Origin of the sequence: Lysinibacillus sp. ACHW1.5 (genome assembly GCF_022014815.1) — a bacterium.
GTDB classification, from domain to species: Bacteria; Bacillota; Bacilli; order Bacillales_A; family Planococcaceae; genus Lysinibacillus; species Lysinibacillus capsici.
Window position 1 is genome coordinate 608,987 of sequence record NZ_CP091777.1, and the last position, 23,750, is coordinate 632,736.

Consider the following 23,750-nt stretch of genomic DNA (forward strand, 5'->3'; position numbering starts at 1 on the left):
CCTCTCTTATTTATGAAAATCTTTTTCCGATAACAGGGATTTTCTTTAAATCTTGTTTATGAATAGCTTTCATCAGCCATAGTAGAAGGAAGTAAAGAGCGCCACCAACTACGATTGCGACAGTAAGATAGCCCATTGCCGACATTCTTGACCAATGTGTAAAGTCAAGCCAAAGTGTTGGTAATCCAACTGCTGCTCCCATTACAATGGAAGACACAATCATTTTCACCGTATCCTTTCCAAGGACAGTAAAGCGAATCGTACGATAAATGAAGACAGAATTCACAATAAATAACACAAAATACACTAGTAAGGTTGCATAGGCAGCACCATCTAAACCAAATGCTTGAATAAGGAAGATGTTAGAAAACACCTTAAGGACAACACCGCTCAAAATAATGAGAGCCCCTGTTTTGGCAGCATTCATACCCTGTAGAATACCTGTTCCAAGCAAGGTCAGTGATGTAAAGACAGAGCTTAGATTGATGATGGCTAACATTAAGCTTCCCTCTAAGTCTTTAAAAAGAGCTAGATTTAAAGGCAAGGTTAAGGCTAGTAGCCCAATCGCAGCTGGCCATGAAATAAGGTGTGTCATACGATGAGTTTGCTCAATAATAGTGCGTGTTTCATCCAATTTACGCTCAGCTAGCTTCGTTGTAATCAACGGCACAAGCGGCAAGATAATTGAAGAAGCAAAAACAGTCGTAATTTGAACTAATGTTAGTCCTCGACCATAAATACCATAAAGGTAGCTAATTTCACTCGCATCTGCACCAGCACTTCTTAAGCCATATGTAACCGTAAAGGAATCAACAAAGTTAAAGAGTGCCATTGTCACAGAACCGATCGCAATGGGAATCGAAATTTTTAAAATGGTTTTACTGTATTGAGAGAAATCTTTACCAGAATATTTCTCCTTACTCGTCACTTTTACAGAAGAACGGAAATATTTAAAGAGTAAATAGAAAAGTGATCCGAGGGCTCCTAATACAGAGCCTGCCATAATTCCACCAGCTACGATATCATTTGAATAATCCATTGCTACGAGGAAATACGCTACAATTAAAATTAACGCAACACGTACTAACTGCTCAATCACTTGAGAGATGGCAGTAGGGCGCATATCCCCAAAGCCTTGGAAAAATCCACGATAGACAGCCATATAAGGAGCTACCAGTAATGTAAGGGCAACAATAATTAAGGCAATCTCTGTTGAGGGCCCACCAAGTGCATTCGCTATCTGCTCTGAAAAGCCGTAAATGATTGTAAAACTAATGACGCCAAAGGATAATGCAAGGATTCTTGCAGTCACATAAATTTTCTTAATTTTGGCAGTATCATGACTCGTCCTAGCTTCCGCAATCAGCTTAGAAATAGCGATAGGGATACCCGCAACGGATAAATATAGTGCTACCATATAAACAGGATAGACAAGACTAAAAATACCAAGTACTTCATCACCAGCAATATTTTGAAGTGGTATACGGAAGATACTACCGATTACTTTTGAAAGTAAAGTGGCAATCGTTAGGATAAGTGTGCTTTTAACAAATGTTGACTGACTCATTTTGTTTTGCCCTGACCTTTAAGCTTTAATGCAAATACTTTTAAAGCAAAGCGAGGGAGTACAAGCATTCTGCCAAATCGACTTGGCTGGCGTAACAGTCGATAGAGCCATTCAAGATTTAACTTTTGCCAAAGTACTGGTGCACGTTTTACAGTACCAGCGATGACATCGAAGGAGCCACCTACGCCGATAAATACACCCTTTGAAAATTTTTCAAGGTTTTCGGTTATCCATTTTTCCTGTCTTGGTACACCTAATGCCACAAATACAAGATCAGGCTGTAAAGTTGCAATTTCATTTGCAAAATCATTATTATGCCAGTCGAAGTAGCCATCATGATAGCCAACAACATCAACGTTTGGATAGTTCTTATGAATATTGGCAACCGTCTTTTCGATAGTTTCCTTTTGCGCACCTAATAAATAGATTTTAAAGTGCTTTTGCTGACCAACTTCCAACAGACGTACCATCGTATCATAGCCAGTTACACGCTCAGGAAGTGAATCACCAAGGATTTGTGCAGCCTTAACGACACCAATGCCATCTGCACAAATGTAAGTTGCCTGCTTTAAGTAATTCATGACAGCTGGATTTTCATTTGCCTGCATGACAACTTCAGGATTGGCTGTCACAACGAAAGTTTTTTCTTGCTGTTCAATACGATTAACGAGTAAATCAACAAACCCTTGCTGACCAATATGTAAAAAGGGTACGCCCATAATCGTTACATGCCTCATATAGTGTTCAAACCTTTCTGTAATTCCATTTTCACTGCAATCTATCATACCACAAAAGCAATATTGACAGGAAATTTTCGATAATGGGTTTAACGATGATTACCTAAAGTATAGCTCTGTTCAGTAACGATTTTTACATGGTATAGCAATTGTCCTATTAAGCTTTTTTAGGACACTATTTCGACGTAGAATTTACTAAATTTTAGGGGGATAGTTTGAAAATTATATCCTAAAATTTCGAGTTTCTTCTATTATATAGCGCTTTCATCTCGGTGATAAAAAGAGATGAACAAAAAGAGTGCGAATCATCATCGCACTCTTCTTTTGCGCATCCTATTAAAATCATTTTTTTACAATATAATCGCCATGTACCCAGCCTGTTTTTCCGTTGTAAAGCACCTGATACCAGGCACCATTTTTTATGAATTCACCTTTATCGTCTACAGCCCCGATAATAAAGCCATTTGGTTTAACAGTACCTAAAATAGCACTTGTCGTAGATGGTTCGCTTCGAACATTAAGTGTAATATTCATATTAACAATTTGTAAGCCATTTTCAAGACTTACATAATCATCAATCACCCAGCCCTCTTGTCCATTGACACTTACTTTCAACCAACCACCATTTTCACCAAGAACTTTAAAGGAGGTATCCTTTGGCAAATTCGTCATAATCGAAGCATTATCTGCTGTATTCGGATACGTTCTCATATTGAGATTAATCGTCGTCTTCCCAGTTGCTCCAGCTAACCCTAAATCCAATGCGTATTGCTTCGATGGACTCGGTAATGAAGGAGCGGAAGATTGGCTTTGATAGGCAGGCACATCAAACACTAGATTTGTTGTCGTATGAGCACCAATTAATTCATAAATATCATAGATCTTTTTCGCTTGAATGACAGCCCACATCACATGTGTTGCATACTGGTGAACTGTCGGATTATCAGGATTCCAACGCATTTTATAGAGCGTATCCTGACCCCTGCTAATATACTGATCCTTGACAAATTGGGCACCTCCGATAATGGCATCCTGAACAGTAAACCAGCCATTTGTATAAGCGCGCTCCGCACCATACTTATTAGCATCTGCATCAATAGCGCCAATACCGTAAGCATTGTAGGTTGTCTTAATAGCAGTTAATTTATCACGATTTTCTGGTGTTGCTACCATCGGCTTGCCATTTGTATCTAAGCCAACCTCGATCCCTTTAATTAGTGCAGAACCACCATTCGCTGTTTCATGTAAGGCATGGGAGACTAAATAAATAGCATTGATCTTATTGTCTACACCAGCTTGAATGAAGGCATCCGCTGTACCTGCTAAGCTTCCTTTATTGGCAAGTACTTTATCATTTAGCTCTTTAGCACTCAGATTATTGACGACAGTAGATAATTTTAGGAATTGATAATAAGATGGGCTATCCTGCATAAAGCTTTTTGGGTGTACATAGTATGACACTAGTGCCTCGCTAGCCGTGAAATTGCCCGCACCATCGACCTTTGGATTATTCATTGTTTGTTTACTCACTACAGAGGAGTAATCATGTGAGTAATTCGTCGTCATATATTGCTTACCACCTGTCCCAGGCGCCTCTAAATGGATTAAACGATAGAGCACGGTAGCTGCCTCAGCGCGAGTTGTTTGAGCAAGAGGTGCAAATTGATTATTTGGCTTCCCAACAAGTAGTCCTGTTGTGACGACAGCTTGTACATCTGCATAGGCCCATTTGGCAATACGCGCATTATCACTAAAAGCAATAGGGGAGGAAGAAGTATTGATGTTTTGATAAGTAAGAGCTCTTTTTAACATAGCCGCCATTTCCTGACGATTAATGTGGTTATTCGGATGGAACTTGCCTTGCTCGTCACCTTTAATTAGCCCGTGATAGCTTGCTTGTTCAACTACCCCATAATACCAGTCACCTTTTTTTACATCTGTAAAGGTTGCCTGACTAGAAGCTGCTGGCAAGTTCAGTGTTCTAACAAGAAAGGCTGCAAATTCAGCACGAGTGACAGCATCATTCGGACGATAATGGCCGAATTCGTCACCCTTCATTAAATCGTTGGTAATAAGATAGTTCATTTCATGGTAGGCCCAGTGCTTCGAAATATCTTCTGCTGAAGCAGAAGTTGGCGCAAGATATAACATGCCTGCTAGCACGGCCCCGTAAAGAGGAAATTTACGTTTCATTTTTTAAGCTCCCTTCCATAGCTGATATGTTCTATCAAACTATCAAAAGTGTAGCATAAAAAGTGGCAATCTATTATTACAACATGGGGACATTATTTACTTAATAAAGAAGAAACTCATAAAGTTGGTGAGGAAGAGACAGAATTCGCTAAGAAACGCCTTCTATATTTCTGTTTCTTTACAATTATAACTAAAATATTACGGGAGTCTTTAATTTTTGACAATTTAGTAACCATTCCAGAAAATGCTTGGTTATTATTGAGAGTAAGGTATAATAGGTAACGGAACTATATGTTACCAATACATTTTAGACAATAAATAGATGGTAGCTTATTGGTATCTATTATATACCATAATAGGTATGGTAAAATAAGCTTTCATAACTAAATTTATGTCCCAGTGCTTGAATTTAGGAAAAGTTAGTGTTATATTATTGTAGAAAGTGAATAAACTTACTAGAATGGTATTCTACTACTCTTTTTCTAGTAAATTTACTAACAAATTTGCTTTAGTTTTGTATTATTCAAGAAAGCTATAATACATACATTTAGGTAACTAATAAGGCGGTACTATAGTTTTCGTTGGATTAATATCAATTTAAGGAATTTTAGGGAGGAATACATTAATGGCAAAGCAAAACAAAGGCCGTAAGTTTTTCGCGGCATCAGCAACAGCTGCATTAGTTGCATCAGCAATCGTTCCTGTAGCATCTGCTGCTCAATTAAATGACTACAACAAAATCTCAGGTTACGCGAAAGAAGCGGTTCAATCACTAGTTGACAACGGCGTAATCGAAGGTGATGCTAACGGAAACTTTAACCCACTAAAAACTATTTCTCGTGCAGAAGCTGCAACAATCTTCACAAAAGCATTAGAATTAGAAGCTGATGGATCTGTAGATTTCAAAGACGTTAAAACTGGCGCTTGGTACTACGATGCAATCGCAGCAGCTGTATCAAACGGAATTTTTGAAGGTGTTAGTGCAACTGAATTCGCACCTAACAAATCATTAACTCGTTCAGAAGCAGCTAAAATCCTAGTTGACGCTTTCGGTTTAGAAGGTAGCGAAAGCCTAAGCCAATTCGCTGATGCTTCTTCAGTAAAACCATGGGCTAAATCTTACCTAGAAACAGCTGTAGCTAACGGAATCTTCACTGGTTCTGAAACAAACGGTAAATTAAACCTTAACCCTAACGCATCAATCACTCGTCAAGACTTCGCAGTAGTATTCGCTCGTACGCTTGATCTAGCTGTTGAAACAGTTGACGCTTCAATCAAAGCTATCAACAACACAACTGTTGAAGTAACATTCGACGAAGAAGTGAATGTTGATGACGTAAAAGCTTCAAACTTCAAAATTGATGGTTTAGAAGTTAAAAACGCTTCTGTTAAACAAACAAACAAAAAAGTTGTTGTTTTAACTACTGAAGCTCAAACTGCTGATAAAGACTACGTTTTATCTTACAAAGATGAAGAAATCGGTAAATTCAAAGGTATTGCAGCTGTAATCCCTACGAAAATCGATGTAACAACTGCATCAGTACAAGGAGTTATTGGTAAAGAAGTAACTCTTAAAGCTCAAGTTACTGTAGCTGACGGTCAATCTAAAGCTGGTATCCCAGTAACATTCAACATCGTAAGCGATAACGCTAACGTTAACGCTAAAATCGAAGTTGAAGCTTTAACTGATGAAAATGGTGTAGCTACTTACTCTTACACTCGTTACTACGAGCACAACGATAACGTAGCAGCTTACGCTACTAGCAAATCTTCAGTTTCTTCTACTGGTAAAGTATACTGGGCTAACAAAATTCAATTAGCAGTTTCTGAAATCACAACTGGTAATGAATTAGCTAACAATACTAAAAAATCATACAAAGTAGTTGGCGCTAAAAACACAACTTACTATGTAGCAGTTAAAGAAAACATTGATGTAAACCCAGATAAAATCACAAACCTTTATGTACAAGATCATGCAAACTCAAACAACTTTGTAATTCCTTACGAATTAACAACTGGTTCTGAGAAATTTGCAAAAGTTCAAACAAACGCTAACGGTGAAGCAACATTTACTGTTTACGGTTCTGACTTAACTGCAACACCAATCGTTTACTTACCATCATCAGTAAACAAAACTGCAACTGATTTCTCTTACTCTAAGCTTGCATTACAAGCTGAAGCACCAGCAGTTAAATTCTCAAAAATCGATAAATTAGCGATTACTGTTGCTGCTGAAGGTAAAGCAGATTCTGCAGAATTCTTAAATACACCAGTAGCTTATGACCAAAACTCTGTTGGTGGACGTAACTATACTGTTACTGTAACTGACAAAGACGGTAAATTAGCTCCAGAAGGTACAGCTGCTTATGTAACATTTGATAAAGAAAACCTTTCTTCTATCACTACTGATGCAGTTTACTTCTCAACAGCTAAAGAAAACTTTGTTAAAGTAACAGCTGGTACAGTTTACAAAGTAACTGTAGGTAAAGAAGGTAAAGCTCAATTCCGCGTAGCTGGTAAAGGTTCTACTGCTTTCGCAAAACCAACAGTATTCTTAAACACAGCTGGTAAAACTGCTCCTGTAGAGCTTGACAAAGCTGACGTTCAAGCTGTAGCTGAAGTAACTTACTTCAAAGCTCCAGAAGTAACAAACGCAACATTAAAAGTTACTGATGAGTATGGCCGTACAATTACATCTACAACTGCTGGTAAAGATGCAATCTTCACTTACCAATCTGTAGATCAAAACGGATTCGACTACCGTCCAAATGGTTACAACTCAACTGGTCAAACAACTCAAATCGTTTGGAAACCAGTTACTCAACCAGATGGTACAATCGTATGGGTACAAGAAGTTATCACTAACCCAGGTAACACTGTTTACGAATATGCTTTAGCATTCGATGTAACTTCTACATTCGGTAATGCAAAAGTAACAAATGCTGCTGGTACAGTATTAAACCCATCTCAAAACTTAGGTAACACTAAAACTTACCAAGTGAAATCAGATGCATATGGTAAAGCAATTGTACGTGTTACATCTGACACTGCTGATACAGTAAGTGTAAACGTAACAGGTGCTAGCAACATCCTACCAACTCAAACTGCTTCTGTTTCATTCACAAATTCAACAGTTGTTCCTGCACTTTACACTGGTGTAGTAGAATCATTTGATTCTATCAAACAAACTCTTAAATTTGTTGGTAAAGATTCAGTATCTTATGTTGGTGAGAAAGTATACTACCGCGGTCTTAACAACACACCAATCGCAACTGCTGATGACTTCGTAAAAGCATTAGAAAACGCTACTGGTACTGTTCAAGTTACTTATGAAGTAAAAGACGGCGTAACTACATTCTACATCTACAGCATTGCTGCAACAGGTAACAAACCAGTTGAAACTGGTGCTACAGCAACTTCAGAATTAGCAAAAGCTATCCAAGCTGCTGACGCTGTAACAAACACTGGATACACTCAAGCTTCTTGGGATGCATTCCAAGCTGCATTAACTAATGCTAAAGCAATCGCTAGCAACAGTGCTTCAACTGATGCACAAAAACTTGCTGCTAAAGATGCTTTAAACACTGCACGTGCTAACTTAACTGTACAAACAGGTGAATTAACATCAGTAGTAATTACTTCATTCGAAGCAAAAGCTGCTAACTCAGTTGCTGCTGCATTAGGTATCTACTCTGAGTACGCTGTAGCAGGTACTGTAGCTGACACTGCTATCACTTCTGTGGAACTTGTTTACACATTAGAAGATGGTACTACTGTTCCAGCTCGTACAGTAACAGTAACAAACGGTGCATTCACTGATGCATTACCAGTATCAACTGGTACTGTTAAATCAGTTAAAGCTCAAGTTGGTGGCAAAGCTACTGCTGACAAAGCTGTTACAGTAAAAGTACAACCTTAATTATCATAATTGAATAAAGATATAAACCATTTTAGGTTTATATCTTTATTTTTAATAAAAATTGCCTAATTATAGGAGGACATAGTAATGAAAAAAGGATTTAAAGCGGTAACAGCTGCAGCATTAGCTATCTCGGCATTAACGCCAGTTGCAGCATTTGCAGCAGAAAACACTGTAGAAAACGGTGTTTATACAACTACAAACTTCTACTCACTTGACGCTTTCAAAAAACTTTCAGGCTCAGCTAAAGCAGCAGCTTTAACATCTGAAGGTGCTGTAATCGTTGTGGCTGGTAAAGTTTACACTGGTGCTAACGTACTTAGCCTAAATGATACACAATTAGATGCTTCTGCAGTTACTGTTGATGCTTATAATGCAGCTAATGATAACAAATTAGTTTCAGGTAAACCAATTGGTGGAGGGGATCAAACTGCTGATTTCAAAGTATCATCAGTAAGTGCGATTAATCCAACTACTGTTGAAATTAATTTTAACACAGCAGTTGTTGCTAGCGATGCTGAAGGTGCAACGCCAAGTAATACAACTAACTTATCTAAATTTAGCATTGGTAGTAACAACCCGACTGATGTAAAACTTTCTGAAGATGGCAAAAAAGCAACTCTTACATTTGCAGCATCTGTTGAAGGTGAAAACTTAGCAGTTGTAGTAGAGCCAATCACTACAAAAGCAAATGATAACGTAAAAACTGAACGTTATGCAAATACTTTAACATATAAAGATACTGTAAAACCAACAGTAACAAAAGTTGAGTCAGTTACAGGTGGGGACCAAGCAACTACAGCTACATTAACATTCTCAGAACCTGTGGCATCTGTAGGCGCAATTAAGTTAAATGGTGTGGCGCTAGTATCAGGTACTAATTATACTTTAAATGCTGGTGACACGGAACTAACGCTTACTGGTTTAAATTTAGACTCTTCTAAAGAACATACATTAGAATTAGTAACTTTAGAGGATCAAGCAACAAAAGCTAACGTTACAGATTACATTAAGCAAACTTTCAAACCTGTTGTAGATAAAGTAACTCCTGTAGTAACAGCAGTAGAGGCAAAAAGTGATACTGCATTAGTATTTACTTTCTCTAAGAAAGTTGCTATTGATACAACTGCTAATGCATCAACTTATATTAACTTATATGATGCAAATTTAGCTGATCAAACTGCATTATTAGGAACTGAAAAGTTCTCTGAAGTAGCTGGTTCTAACGGTACAAAGTGGGAAGTTACTATTGGAAACCCATTCACTGGATCTGCCAAATCAGCTGACTTAACAGTAAAAGTTTTAGATAAAGTAATTAGTGATCCACAAGGAAATAAAATCGCACAAGTTCTTAAAAATGTAAAAGTAAGTAAAGATGAAGTAGCACCAAAAATTACAGATGCTAAATATCGTACAGCAGCTGATGGAAAAGTTAAAGAACTAGTATTTACATTTGATGAAGATGTAACTTTAACTACATCAGCAGCCCTTACAGATTTACTATCTGATAAATCTGTAAATGTTGAAAACAGTGTATCAGGTGATTTAGCGGACGCATTAGGTGGATCACTACCAGCAGGAACATTCACTGTAAAAGATAATACAATTACATTTACACTAACAACTCCAATAGCACTTTCAGGTAAATATAGTCTTGAAGTAGCAGCTGGAAAAGTTGCTGATAAATCATTATCAACTAATGCTAACAAAGCGCATGCCTTTACATTAGATTTTGGTGCTGAAAAACAAGAAGAAACGTTTAAAGTTAATACAGCATCAGCAACATCAAATGTAATCACTGTTGCATTTGATGAAGCTGTAAAAGGTGGAACAGGTGCAGGTTCAGCTACTCTTCTTAGCGCATACAAGTTAAACGGTCAAGCGTTACCAGCTGGCACAACAATTACACTTGATAGTACACAAACAACAGCAACAATTACATTACCTGAAGGAACAATTAAAGATTCAGATACAGCAGCAATCTTTGTTGCTGATAATATTGCTTCAAAAGACGGTAAGAAAAACCTTGAGAAATATACTGGTACAATTTCAATTGTTGATAATGTAGCACCAGAATTAACGGGTGTCACATTAACTACAGATAATAACTTAATTGTTACATTCTCAGAAGCATTAAATGGTAATCCAGATATTGATGATCTTGAAATCAGCATTAATGGGACTGTAGTAGACAATACAACAGATGGTCTTACTATAACGACTGGAACTGGTTCAGATTCAGGTAAATATATCATTAATTTAGCTGATCTTATTAAATATGATAATGCATCATCAGGATTAACTGAAGTTGTATTAACTAATGGTAATATCGAAATTGCAAATTCAGATGTAACTTCAACATTCAAATATGCAACTTCTTCTGTTATTGATAGTATCAAAGTTAAAGTTGTAGGAAATGCAACTGAAGACAAAGCTACTAACAAACTTGTAAAAGATACAGAAATTACTGTGAAATAAGATTTAATTCAATATAAGTTCCTAACCAGAGGAATTAAATTAAAAAGTTTATTGGGGAGAAATCTTTGTTAGACTTTCCGTCTTAATAACTAGATTATTAGGCAATTTATAATTTTTTTGATTGAGTACAACTACCATTTATGGTGGTTGTACTTTTTTATTTTTATTGATACTCTAATCTGACTTACATAACTAGTAATAAAAACTTTAAATAGGAGATACAAAAATGGTTCTTCTTCAAAGTGTTTCTAGAATAATATTTACGTTTATTAAATCATCCGAATTCTTTATGCTTATTTTAATATAATTTTTTAGAGTTGTAACTGCTTAATTGTTGGTCTATTAGGATAAAATTTCATATATTGGAATCATTATTAAAATGTTATTTCACAATAAATAAAGTATATTGATTATCCAAGGAATTAAATGGTGCTTTTTTGATTTTAGTTTTTGATTTAGCTTAAATGACCTTTTATAAAACTGCAACATTTTATTAAGAATAAATGTATTATAATTTTATTAAATTTATAAGGTATCTCAATGTCTAAATTTACTTGCGATACACTATAATCCGTTAATTAATGGATGTTATAACCACTACTTTTACTAAAAGTTAGTTGGTTTTTTTCTTTGTTTTGGTTTTTGGAAAATAAGAAAGAGTCACTAATAGATTGTCAGCTATGGTGAATTTATTGTGAATGATTTATTTTGTGGATTTGAGTGGAATCATATTGAACGAGGAGATATTTCTCTTAGCTTGGTAGTTTGTTTTTTTCTATGCTAAGCATGAAGAAGCTTCATACATTAAATCAACAGATAAAACGCTGCAAAATCAGCGAAAGAATAAATTGGAGTATTGAAGGGTCTAATAACATAGTGATAGACTTTAAGGTCTGAGCAAAAGAAGGAAGACTGATAGGATGTTTAGGATGTTATTGAATAATAAGCATTGAATTAACTTAAATGACTTACTGATGGTAGTCAAATGGGGTTTTAAATATGATGTGGTTTAACATTCAATCAAGGAGTAACCCTTAATGTCTAAACATTCAATAAGTGTATAAATTGAAGGAAGTCCATTGAAAAAGGAGAGATTGTGGATAGACAATAAACGATATCACTTATAAGTTTCTTCTATATAATATATAAAATTCTTTCAATTACTCATCTCTAAATTGCTAGATTGAAAAGTATAATAGTGATTTAATTTACTATATATTACATGGAACCGATTGTATTTTAATTATAATTATGTAAAAATTACATATAATGTTGTCAAATTGAAATGATCAATGAGGTGAGTTTTTGAGGAAATTAGTGTTATTAAGTTGCTTGTTCTTATTCTTTGTAATAAATCCACATACTATTTTTGCAAGTGAACCGACCTTTATAAAAGAGAATGTTCCATTAGATAAAGTGTGGACCATTACGTTTAATCAAGAGGTTGATTTTTCGACAGTCAACAACGAAAACATTTATGTAACGGATCGTTACGGGAATAAAATCAGTACTTTTTTCGGAAATGAAATGAATCCACCTAAAAATCAAGTGAAGATATCTAGTACCAGTGGATATGCCTATTCCACTGAATATCAATTGCATCTCACACAGAATCTAAAAGACAAGAACGGAAATAGTCTGAATAAACCTACCGTCCTAAAATTTAAAACGGTCGACAATCCAACCATAGGTGATATAAGTAATATACATACAGCTGAAGAATTGTCTAATTATCTAAATGCTCATTATTCAGTGCTCGATACTGCGGTAGGAAAATGGGGAATGAAATTTACATCATCAGGATCACCGAACAGTAAATTAAGGATTGTTACGAGTTGGCAAGGTGGTTCACCTTATACCTTGCATTATGATGATGATGAGCTAGAAGCTTTGGAGTATGGTAGACCGATCACTAATGAAGAAGCTACCTTGGTGAAGAAGCAGTTGCGAGACTTCCAACGAGAAGTTGCGACAATTGCGATGGCTGTTTTTCCAAATGCAGCCATCGAGGGTGGCTATTATCAGGGTGGTTATAAATATCCTAACTTACAAGTTGGCTATTGGAGTGTACCTTTTCTAAGTTGGAAAAATTTTTATGGTGATGGTTATGATACTACCAATACCTCCAGGGATTTTCATTGGTATCCTAAAAATGATGATTACAACTTTGTAACGAATCAGCCCATAAAGAAAGTTTATGTGATTGATCCAACTACAGGTAAATATATCGCATATGAAGATACCAACAAAGTTATCAAGATAAAAAAGGGTGAACAAGTTCAATTTGCCTTTGACATTCCAATAGATTCCAATTTAACGTATTCCGAAATTGGCTTAAGTTATACCTATTCCGATTACGCTAAGAAAAATATCATTTCTATCGATGAAATGGGCAATATCACTGGTAATAAGGCAGGAGAGCAAAGTATAAGTGTATCTTACTATTGGGACCCTTACGTCTACCATTACTTTACGATTAAAGTAGAAGAATAAGGTTGCTTGTTAATCTCTCAATCATTCCATTTTGAAATGGTATATTTTTTACACTAATATACCAACCATAAATTAATGTAATTTCATTATTTAGCCAATACTGTTCTTGTGGAGAGAGAGAATATCGTTTAAAATATACAATATCAGTAAGAAATAAATTAGCAGGAGGATACGTATGAAGAAAAATATAGGTGTACTATTTTTAGCGATTTTCATGCTTACTACGATTCTTTTACCTACTAGTAATACCGCTTCTGCTGCAAGTGATACGTTAGAGGTTGGTATTTACGTTGATGGGAAGTATCATATTAAATTTGCAGACTTTAAAAAGTTAAAGACTGCTGATAAAGCTAAGTTACTTATGAAGAATGGGGTTTACGTTTCTTTAGGAAAACAACTTGTTGAAGCCAAAAATATTTTTACAATGAATGATAAGCAGTTAGAAAGTTCTAAAATTACTGTAGCCGAATATTTAAACATAATTGGGGGAGGGCAGACCTCAGAATTTAAAGTAGAATCAATTGAGTAATAATTTGAGACCAGTTGAGGAGAAAATCTTCAACTGGTTATTTCATCTTGGTGAAATGAATTGATGTAGACCATATAGAGATAGGAAGTTTTAAAAGTGAAATTGAAATGGATGAGTGCCCTCATGATGGTATTCCTATTAACAACAGGATGTACAGATGATAAAACACCACAGAAGCAGGAAAAGGAAGCTGAAGAATTTCTAGAGCAATTAGAAACTACTAAAAATGAAACACTTGAATCGCAAGTGGAAAATGAAAAGGCGATTATAGAGCATCAACTATTTATTATGGAAAAATTAGATATTGCAGGTGGGAAATTTGTTGTAGGGAAAGAAGTAAAAGACGACGAGGCAAAACATCTTGCAGAAAAATATGCGGAACAAATGAAAAAAGAATATCCCAATCTCTCAGTAGTTATTACCATTATCCGTGATGGAAAAGAAATCACGAGTGTAGAGTTAGATTAATTGGCAGAATAGTGTAAAGTCAATGAAGGGTGTGCGTATTTAAATCGCCGCCCTTTTAGTAGTTTGTTATGAGTACCTTAATATTACTTCTCATACACCGTTGATTAAATAAGCTGGTGAATCATTTTAATTACTTAATCGATTTACCGATAATAAAAGTATTAATAGATAGATTAATCATTTAATAAATTCAGAAAATTTAGTTTTATAAATTAAGGGAGGATCTTCCATTGAACAAACGAAAATTAGCACTGTCTGCCTTTATGACTGTCCCAATCGTAGCAGTATCAGTTGTTCATCCAATAGAGAGTCTTGCGGAAAATCAGGATTGGGTTAATGAAGAAAGTGAAGTAATCGCGAACCCCGACATGAATGGCGTGAATGCTTATAGCGATATACAAGTATTAGCTGAAAGTGTACCGACTTTAACAGCTTCGACAGTTCAGGAACTTAGCGCACTTATTGAGAGTGGAATGAATCAATTTCAGACAAATGTGTCTATCCAATACACAGGCGATAGCTCAATCATTATGGAACAAATTAATGGCATCATAAAAAACAACCTACGCAACAATGATTATTTAAATGGAACAGTTGCAAGTTGGAAATATGGCTATAAGGGTACTGCTAATAATGTTGTCATTAGTATAAATTTCAACTATCATACGACAGCAGATCAGGAGGCCTTTATTCAGTCAGAGGTGAGACGGATTGTACAAAAAGAAATTAATCCATCAATGTCTGATTTTGAAAAAGTAAAGGCTATCAATGATTATATTGTATTAAATTCAACATACTCCTATAATTCATCGACAACACCCCATGCAGCCTATGCCATTCTTAATGAAGGGAAAGGGGTATGTCAGGCATACGCACTACTAGCCTATCGTTTATTGCAAGAGGCTGGAATGGAAGTACGCTATGTTACTGGCTGGGCTGGTGAGGCACATGCATGGAATATCGTAAAGGTAGATGGTCAATGGTATCATCTAGATACAACTTGGAATGATCCAGTATTCTCCGCAAGTGCGGGAGATATGTCTGATTATGTTAGCTATAAATACTTTTTAATCTCGGATAATGCTATTTTCCAAGACCATCAGATTGATGATTTAGGCTATCCAAGTGCAACAAGTGAGCGTTTTGTGGCAATGAGAAATGTAGAAAGCCCAATACAAATTAATAAAGTTTTATATTATCCAAATGGCGCTGACAATCAAAAATTATATAAGATCGATTTAGGGAATATGAATTTACAAGAAGAGAAGGTATCTGATACCCGTGTACAACATTTGTTTTATGCAAATGATTGGTTATATTTTAGTAACTATTCAAATGGTGGATATCTCTATAAAATGAAGGCTAATGGCTTAAATAGTACGATGCTTGCAAACAAACGAGTGACAAAGATAACACGTGAGGATAGCGATTTAGTAGCTTATAATAACAATGTTGAAATCTATCGTGAAAGTTTACAAGAGAATCCTATTGATGATACGAAAATTAACCAAGTTACAGAATTGACGAATCAAATCGTATTTCTCAGCAAAAATTTTAAAATGAAGGCAGAGCAATTAGTTTCATTATTTGGTGATCTCTCGCAATCTGAGCAATCCCGACTTTCAGATGGAGTACAGCAGCGCATTAAGCTCATACAAGAGAAGTATCAAAAAATGGAGTCACTTACCTTTAATGATACAACAGCTTGGATATCTGTGCCGAAGGTGAATGATGCAAAGAAGCCTTGGACAATTCAGTTAAGCCAAGAAGTGTTAAACACACCTGAAAACTTAAAGCACATTGTATTACTTGATATGTTTGGCGACCCAATAGATATTTCTGTTCGAATAGATGGCAAAAAAATTACGGTGACGCCAACTAACAATTATATAGAAGGTATCCCCTACACGCTTGTCATCAATTCCAAATTGAAAAACGCAAATAATCAAACGTTAGATAAAGGCATCCATTTACAATTTAACTATCAAAAATGATTGAATTAAGAGAGAAGAAAATAAGAGTTTCGTGGCCAAATGCGTCACGAAGCTCTTATTTTTTATGGTACAAGCTTGTAGTTTACATTCGTTTGAAGTATTCAGAAGATGGTATTTCAAACACTGCAATACGTCGCAATTGTTCAATTTCTTAAAAGGAAATTAATAATTATGTAACTTTTTGCGGCTATGACAAGTCTACTTTAAAGGGATGTACTAATAGTGTGAAAGCAACCAAAATAAGTTTTATAGAAAATATTCATGGTATTTTAGAATATCATTTGTTCTACATGAAGCTTTTGAAGGAGAAAGGCTAGCACTCTAGTACCGAATTCTACTTTATTCGATAAAAATCCCACATTTTGGGCTTTGTTCATGTTAAGATGGTAGAGACGATTTTAAGAGGAAAAAAGGAGATTGAGATGTTTAGAAAACTAAAGACTACATGTATTGTATCAGCAGTTGCATTGGCTACGATTTTGCCAGGACAAGCGTCTGCATCAGCTACTAGTAACAATGGAATTCAGATAAAAAATAATGTTTCGATTACGATTAATGGAGAGACGATTCAAGTCAATGATCCTATTTTAAATAAATCGGATTTCTTATTATTACCAATGCGTGCATTGTATGAAGCGGTTGGTGCAAGTGTGGATTGGGATAAGGAAACGTTGACGGCATCGGCGATTCGCAATGGTAAGATGGTTGATTTAACGATTGATTCGAATACGGCTTTAGTAGATGGTCAAGAGGTTGCAATGGATGTTGCGCCATTTATGTATAAGGATCGTACCTACATGCCATTACGTTTCGTCAGCGAAAACTTTGATGGTGTTGTTAATTGGGATGAGACTACTCAATCGGTAGATATTACATTATCAGATGAAACAACAGCACCACCGCAGGAAGACCCATATATCTTACATATCAATAACAAACGTATTGTCATGAAAGATCCGATTGTTACAAAGGATGGAAGAACATATCTACCTGCTAGCTATATTTATGATTATTTAGATGATTCATCTGGCACTTGGCAACCTGATGGTTCCTTTGAATTGCTAATTGGTGGTATGAGTTTTATTTTCAATGATAACAGCAATCAGGCTTTGATTAACAATGAGGCAGTGACAATGATCGAAAAGCCATTTATACAAAAAGGCAAAATGTATGTTCCTGCTAAGTTTCTAGTGGATGCATTAGGCGGGAATTTGCGTTATATCACAGAAAAAAAAGAAATGTATATTTATGTATATCGTTATATGTATACAAGCTCTTTCCTTGAAAAATCATACGGCACTACGTCATCGCCAGAGGTTATTCCTTCTGCTCGTTTAGAAGGGGATCGTGATCTATTTATTAGTGATAATCCAGAAACATTAACACGCAAGCTTGTACCAATAAATAATGTAACACTTGCACAATACGACGTGAAGCCAACGAAAGCAATGAACAAGCACCGTGTCTTTGGCTGGCACTATAACACGCTAGGAACAGATGTCAATATTGGTATTACTGTTCAAAACAAGTCTATGATAGAGAGCATTAAAGTGACTGATTCGAAAGGCATTAACCAAAAAACAGGTAACAGCTGGGTAGGTCATGATATTGGTTTAACAATTGCTGATGCTGAATTAAATAATAAGCTAAAAAAATCAGAGAGTAGTGGCATTGTTATCGCACCAGGTGAAACGAAGCTAATTGAAACATATGACCTACACTATGATTATATTATTGGTTTTTTACATGATTTAGATATTCAAGCAGTCAATGGTGGAAAGCCAGAATATACAATACGTACAGTGCTTTCAAAGGATAATACGGATTTAACAACCATCCATTCGGACCAGGTTGCGGTTGATGAGTATGCGAAACACCCAAGAGGTGCGTGGCCAAGTGCTTCAATTCTAGCAGAGCTACCAGCCTATACTGTAGATTCGCCTGAAGTAGGCTATAACATTTCCAATGGCCGTACAGACCATCTTCAAACGGCTGAAAATTCACTTTCTCAAATCAATGGAGCGGTTGGGAACCCAGGTCACTTCGGTATGAACTATAAAGTATCTATTCCTGTTGTCAATCCAACAGGCTCTACAAAAACGATTAAGCTGAAGTTGGCTGGTCGAGGAGGTTTATACAGCGGAGCGATTAAGGTGAATGGCAAAGTGTATTTAGTGCCTTCTTTAAGAGTCGGGGCAGAGTATGTTGAATTACCAGATTTTAAGATGAAGGGCTCGAAAGACACGATTGAATTAGAGCTAATGCATGCTGGTGGTGTCAACCTTCCAGTAGCAATCTATGTAGAAACAAAATAAAAAAGTCACTGGCACGGGCCATGTGACTTGGTACGTGCCATACTTTGAATTAATTCGGAGTGAAAAATGGCAAGAAAACTAATAACGATTATTGTAGTCCTTTTCATGCTTACACTAACAGTTAGCCCCATCAATGGACAAGCTGCTGGTTTAGGCAATAAAGTCAGTGAAGTTAAAACAGAGGTTTCACCACAGGTAATACATTCACAGCAAAACTATACGTCAGGTTCAATACGTCAGTTTGTAAATGTTTTAGATGTTAATTTAAATAATACATATACAAAACTAGAAATTGGTATGCCAAATCCTATTAATTCATTAAAAACAACATCAGCGATGGCTAAGCAAAACACAGTTGATGGGCATCGTGTTGTTGGGGCTGTCAATGCCTCTTACTTTTTAGGAAATGGTATGCCTGCGAACTTGTTAGCAGAAAACAATGAAATTGTGAACTATGGTATTTTGGGAGATACATATGATAGTCCAACACAAAAGCCAGTTGCATTTGGTTTATCGAAATCAGGGAAAGCGATTGCAGATTATTATTCTACAAATCTAACTTTCCAAGTGAATGGCAAAAGCTATCCTATTGATCTTATTAATAGTGAACGAGGAACAAATAAAAACGTTTTATATACACCAGAAAAAAGATCAACAGGGACAAATACATGGGGTGTAGAACTTGTTGTGTCAGGCGCTAGCCAAGATACAAGCACCCTGCATTTTGGTGATCAGTTCTCAGGTACAGTATCTCATGTAACAGCCTATGGAGCAGAAGGTAACTCTTCTGTACCAGCAGATGGCTTTGTTATCTCTGTACAAAATAAAGAGTTAGCCGCTGAATTAAGTAGCATTACAGCAGGTACAAGCGTGGATGTCAGCTTATCGATCGATCAAAAATGGATGGATGCACAGTTCATTTTAGCTGCTGGACCAATGCTTGTGCGTAACGGCAAAGTGGATATTTCTATGCCAACGAATTCAGGGTTTGCTTCTACACGTAGTCCGCGTACAGCAGTAGCTATAGATGCTACAGGTACAAAGGTATCTCTTGTGACGATTGATGGTCGCATAAGTGGTCATAGTAATGGTGTTAATTTATCGGATTTAGCTGCTCATTTAATTTCAGTGGGTGCTGCTTCGGCTATTAACCTAGATGGGGGCGGCTCTACAGCAATGGTGGTGCGTAATCCAGGAGGTTATTTCGCTAATTTAGTGAATAGACCGTCAGAAGGTAGTGAACGTCGTGTATCTGCCATTTTACAGGTAGTGAATACAGCGCCACCAGGGAAAGTAAAATCAATTACGTTAAGTAGTGTTGGTCAAGTAATGAAAGGATCTTCTGTAGATATGCAAGTTGCAAGGGCTTATGATCAATACTTGAATCCAATGACCATCAACCCAGCAAATATGAACTGGACAGTTGAAGGAAATATCGGCAAAATGGACGGTGCAACCTTCACAGCAACACAAAAGGGTGAAGGGAAAATTATTGGGGAGTATGATGGAATTCGTACGTCTGCGGCTGTGAAAGTAGTAGATTTAGCAGAGAAACCAATTGTACTAGATAGCTTTGATAATACTTCTTCTTGGACAACAGAAACAGCGAAAGCCAATGCTTCATTAGCAAGCTCTAAAGAGTATGCTAGACAGGGAACTGCTAGCTTACAAGTAAACTATGATTTTACAACAGCAGGTACAGGCACAAAAGCAGCCTATATGGTTGCGAAAACACCAATTGCTATTTCAGGGCAGCCTAAAAATATCGGTCTTTGGGTATTTGGCGATGCTGGTAAACATTGGCTAAGAGGCGTTGTGATTGATGGTGCTGGAGCTAAGCATACAATTGATTTCACAAGTCAGGGCGGTTTAGACTGGAGTGGCTGGAAGTACGTGACGGCAGATATTCCAAGTGATCTACCACAGCCACTAAAATTCGAACGTTTGTATGTTGCTCAGCCAACAGCTTCTCTTCAAAAGAAAGGTCAGCTGTATTTCGATCAATTACAAGCAGTATATAAAGACAATCATGTGGAATTAGTTTATACAGATGTAACAAAAGGGCATTGGGCATTTTCCGAAATCCAAAGCTTATACGATCAATCTCTTATTAAAGGATACTCAAATGGAACGTTCAAACCTGAGGCATCCATTACACGTGCTGAGGCAGCTACGATCATCGCTAGGGCTTTAAATCTAACTACAACGAAGGATTCCAGCTTTAAAGATGTGAGTAAGAGCCATTATGCATACAGTGCCATTGCCGCAGTTGAGCAGGCTGGCATTATTAAAGGGCAAGAGGCAGGGAAGTTTAATCCAAACGGACAGCTTTCACGTGCTGAAATGTCTGCCATTTTAACAAGGGCCTATAAATTAACAGGTACAAGCAAAGTAAGCTTCTCAGATGTGAAATCAACACATTGGGCGTACAGCCATATCCAAGCACTTGTCGCAAATGATTTAACTGGCGGCTTCCCAGATAACACATTTAGACCAGATGCACAAATTACACGTGCTCAATTTGCAAGCTTCTTAAATAGATGTTTATCATTAAAATAAAGAAGACAAATCCTCTGTAACAGCTACAGAGGATTCTTTATGTTGTCTTGAAAAACAAAACAATTAACAGAATTTTTGTGAAAGGTGAAGTGGATATCCGTTGCTTGCTTACCTGTGGGCTAGCGAAAAGCACAACAACCCACAACTTTTTATAAAGGTTTTCAAATCATTTTATTGAGGAGTGCTGTCACTCAACATTTCTCCACATTTTTCACTACTGTTAGTATGAAAGAAAAGGAAAGACACATTTTCAGAGAGGTTGATTGGAGTGGAGTCAGCGACACTCCTAGGGAATTGAGCGTCATAGATGAGACCCTGGAGCGAACGTAAGTGAGTGAAGCGGCTCATCGGACGCCCCCTGGAAAGGACGCTGGCGGCACGGAAATCAACCCATCGCTCGCTTTGCTAAATGTTTTTTTTAGTGTTATCTTCTTTTCTAACAAAAAAACCGCCTTGTCCATAAAAGGACGAGGCGGTTTTAGATTAGAAAACGATATATTTCACATATTGCTTCCAAGTTAGCTCTTTAAAATGGCTCCAATGTATTTTCTCAACAGGTAATGTTCTGAAGGTATAGGCTTCGAGATTACGTTTCTCATTCGAGAGCATTGGCGTACCTTCATCAAGATAATCCATAAAGATAGCTGACTTAGCCGTTTTAAATTGCACATTGACATCAATTAGCTGTATTTTACCGTCCTGATTGATGATATACAATTTTTTGTTCCCTTTTTTAGCTGTAGCTAGCCACGATTTATCGACTTTATAAGAATCGAATGCTTCGTTAACAATAATAGAGGCTTTGCCAGTTGTTGAAAATGGAATGTCCTCAAGTGGGGCATCCTGCTGTAAGGTCACTTCATAATTAGTTGGTTGTGGCAAGGCAGCCGTTTTAGCTAGCTCATTTGCCCAAACTGTCTGATCGTCAGTAGCAATCGTTTGTTTTTCTAATACGATGCCAGATAGATCATCCTTGACATGCTTCACCTTGAAATCTACAGTTTGTCCTTCCTCCACCTTTTGCCATTCCTTTTCTGATAAATAGGCATACATTGCTTTTTCATTCGAATAGATTTCAAAAGTTAGCGCACCAGCTTCTTCCTTAATCGCTGCCACCACACCATCAATAGGGCTGATAATACCCTGACGAGATTGAATTTGTGTAATTTGGGCTTCAAGTAACGCAATTTGACGATTTGTTTCAGCAATATGTCGATTTAACAGGGCAACTGCTGTAGATGCTGAATTTTGTTGAGCAAGCTCTAATTTTAGCGTTACAGATAGCTTGTCATTGATTTGATCCGTATTAATGGAGCTTTTTGGATTTGAATCGTCTCCATATTCATCCTCAATTTGATCAAGTGCATCCTGTAAATCTTGTAATTCTGTTTCATAGGCAGTGCGTTCAGATTCAAGCTTTGTTAACGCCTCATCCACCTCATCCGTTTTATAGGTAGCAAGTACATCATTCATCATCACTTCTTGGCCACGCTTTACATTCACAGCTGATAAGTTAGTTGCATCAGCAGTAATCGTGTATGTCTCAGCAGGTGCTACAATCGTTTCCTTATGAAGACGCTCTGTATTCGTGCCGATATAAGCTTTTTGAAATTCATCGATAAAGTAGGATCGTGTCACGTTGCTATTATCTTTAAAGACAAAATAAGCATTTATGCCGATTACTAGCATTGCTAACACGATGGTCGTAGTTGTCCATGGTCTTGTTTTGAGAAATGTCATCATCCTAACCCCCTAGCAATCCATTCTTTAATTGGTAGTACACTAATCAAACCAACAAATATGGCCATAAATAGCTGTACTCCAATCAATTTGACTACTAACATTTTTCTACTAGCTTCTTCCTCCCATTTTGATAAGAAGAGAAACTGTACAATAGTGATTAAAACCGTTGTTACCGTCAATTGATTGAGGGTAAATAACACGAAATCTGTTTCAATCACCTGTAGGGCAGCAGGAGCTAAGGAGAAGAAAGAAAACATGGTTGTATAGCCTACTGCATAGAAAACAGCAAAGAGGATTGCTTTTTCAATTAATAGAAAGGCTACAACATAAAGCTGGACTTTTTTTATCCAAGTATAAGGAATGTCCGTTAATAGATGTAATAGATAGGTAACACCATAATAGTGGAAGCAAAAATAGACGATTGCCCATAAAACGGCACCAAGCATCGAAAGGATACGTGCTACATAGTATTCATTTTGTAAATCCATTGCGAATAAGGATGTTAAATTTTCTGTCCCCATTCCCCAATATTCGCGAGCAGCAAACAACAGGATGAAAAGAATGAACACCGTTAGTACTCGTTTTTTATATCCGATGACCTCGCCTTCCTCTACGATGCTAGTAAAGTAGGTAGGATTTTTTAAGCTATGCCAGAACTTATAATGGTAAAACATAAAACAGCGTCCTTTCTTCCAAAATAGGATATCAAAGTTGTAGTATACACCTTGTAAAGATATTATGACATATGAAAAAAG

The 23,750-nt window shown here is 36.6% G+C and carries 13 protein-coding genes; 8 read left to right on the top strand and 5 right to left on the bottom strand.

The window, feature by feature from the left end; translation table 11 throughout:
- Positions 1 to 10: 10 nt before the first annotated feature.
- The 3 genes from L6W14_RS02855 to L6W14_RS02865 all read right to left on the bottom strand — a co-directional run bounded on the left by L6W14_RS02855 (position 11) and on the right by L6W14_RS02865 (position 4,497).
- Positions 11 to 1,567 (bottom strand): putative polysaccharide biosynthesis protein, encoded by a 1,557-nt coding sequence (locus L6W14_RS02855; RefSeq protein ID WP_237899282.1) that lies wholly within the window; start codon positions 1,565 to 1,567, stop codon positions 11 to 13.
- Positions 1,564 to 2,304: a WecB/TagA/CpsF family glycosyltransferase gene (locus L6W14_RS02860; RefSeq protein WP_227744922.1), complete on the bottom strand. Its 741-nt coding sequence runs from the start codon at positions 2,302 to 2,304 to the stop codon at positions 1,564 to 1,566. Before L6W14_RS02860 ends, L6W14_RS02855 begins: the two co-directional genes overlap by 4 nt.
- Before the next feature lie 342 nt (positions 2,305 to 2,646).
- Positions 2,647 to 4,497 (bottom strand): S-layer homology domain-containing protein, encoded by a 1,851-nt coding sequence (locus tag L6W14_RS02865; RefSeq protein WP_131520810.1) that lies wholly within the window; start codon positions 4,495 to 4,497, stop codon positions 2,647 to 2,649.
- A 625-nt stretch (positions 4,498 to 5,122) separates the two neighbouring features.
- Here L6W14_RS02865 and L6W14_RS02870 point away from each other — a divergent pair.
- The 8 genes from L6W14_RS02870 (at position 5,123) to L6W14_RS02905 (ending at position 21,252) form a co-directional block, all read left to right on the top strand.
- Complete coding sequence (locus L6W14_RS02870; RefSeq protein WP_227744923.1) at positions 5,123 to 8,416, top strand: S-layer homology domain-containing protein; 3,294 nt, start codon at positions 5,123 to 5,125, stop codon at positions 8,414 to 8,416.
- An 87-nt stretch (positions 8,417 to 8,503) separates the two neighbouring features.
- A complete protein-coding gene (locus tag L6W14_RS02875; protein WP_237899283.1) occupies positions 8,504 to 10,894 on the top strand; it encodes a hypothetical protein in 2,391 nt (796 codons plus the stop codon).
- A gap of 1,305 nt (positions 10,895 to 12,199) precedes the next feature.
- Complete coding sequence (locus L6W14_RS02880) at positions 12,200 to 13,387, top strand: Ig-like domain-containing domain (RefSeq protein ID WP_237899284.1); 1,188 nt, start codon at positions 12,200 to 12,202, stop codon at positions 13,385 to 13,387.
- Between the two features lie 175 nt (positions 13,388 to 13,562).
- Positions 13,563 to 13,916, top strand: coding sequence for a hypothetical protein (locus L6W14_RS02885; RefSeq protein ID WP_131520813.1), 354 nt, complete (start codon positions 13,563 to 13,565; stop codon positions 13,914 to 13,916).
- 96 nt (positions 13,917 to 14,012) lie between these two features.
- Positions 14,013 to 14,384, top strand: a complete 372-nt coding sequence (locus L6W14_RS02890) for a hypothetical protein (RefSeq protein WP_131520814.1) — start codon at positions 14,013 to 14,015, stop codon at positions 14,382 to 14,384.
- Between the two features lie 230 nt (positions 14,385 to 14,614).
- Positions 14,615 to 16,378 (top strand): transglutaminase domain-containing protein, encoded by a 1,764-nt coding sequence (locus tag L6W14_RS02895; protein WP_237899286.1) that lies wholly within the window; start codon positions 14,615 to 14,617, stop codon positions 16,376 to 16,378.
- Between the two features lie 422 nt (positions 16,379 to 16,800).
- The gene (locus tag L6W14_RS02900) at positions 16,801 to 18,693 is read left to right on the top strand and encodes a stalk domain-containing protein (RefSeq protein ID WP_237899289.1); all 1,893 of its coding nucleotides are present in this window, start codon (positions 16,801 to 16,803) and stop codon (positions 18,691 to 18,693) included.
- A gap of 66 nt (positions 18,694 to 18,759) precedes the next feature.
- A complete protein-coding gene (locus tag L6W14_RS02905; protein ID WP_237899293.1) occupies positions 18,760 to 21,252 on the top strand; it encodes an S-layer homology domain-containing protein in 2,493 nt (830 codons plus the stop codon).
- A gap of 483 nt (positions 21,253 to 21,735) precedes the next feature.
- On the opposite strand, the gene L6W14_RS02910 is transcribed toward L6W14_RS02905, so the two are convergent.
- Entirely contained in the window at positions 21,736 to 22,992 is a 1,257-nt protein-coding gene (locus L6W14_RS02910; protein ID WP_237899294.1) for an HlyD family secretion protein, read from the bottom strand.
- The gene (locus L6W14_RS02915) at positions 22,992 to 23,669 is read right to left on the bottom strand and encodes a hypothetical protein (RefSeq protein ID WP_237899295.1); all 678 of its coding nucleotides are present in this window, start codon (positions 23,667 to 23,669) and stop codon (positions 22,992 to 22,994) included. Before L6W14_RS02915 ends, L6W14_RS02910 begins: the two co-directional genes overlap by 1 nt.
- Positions 23,670 to 23,750 lie beyond the last annotated feature (81 nt).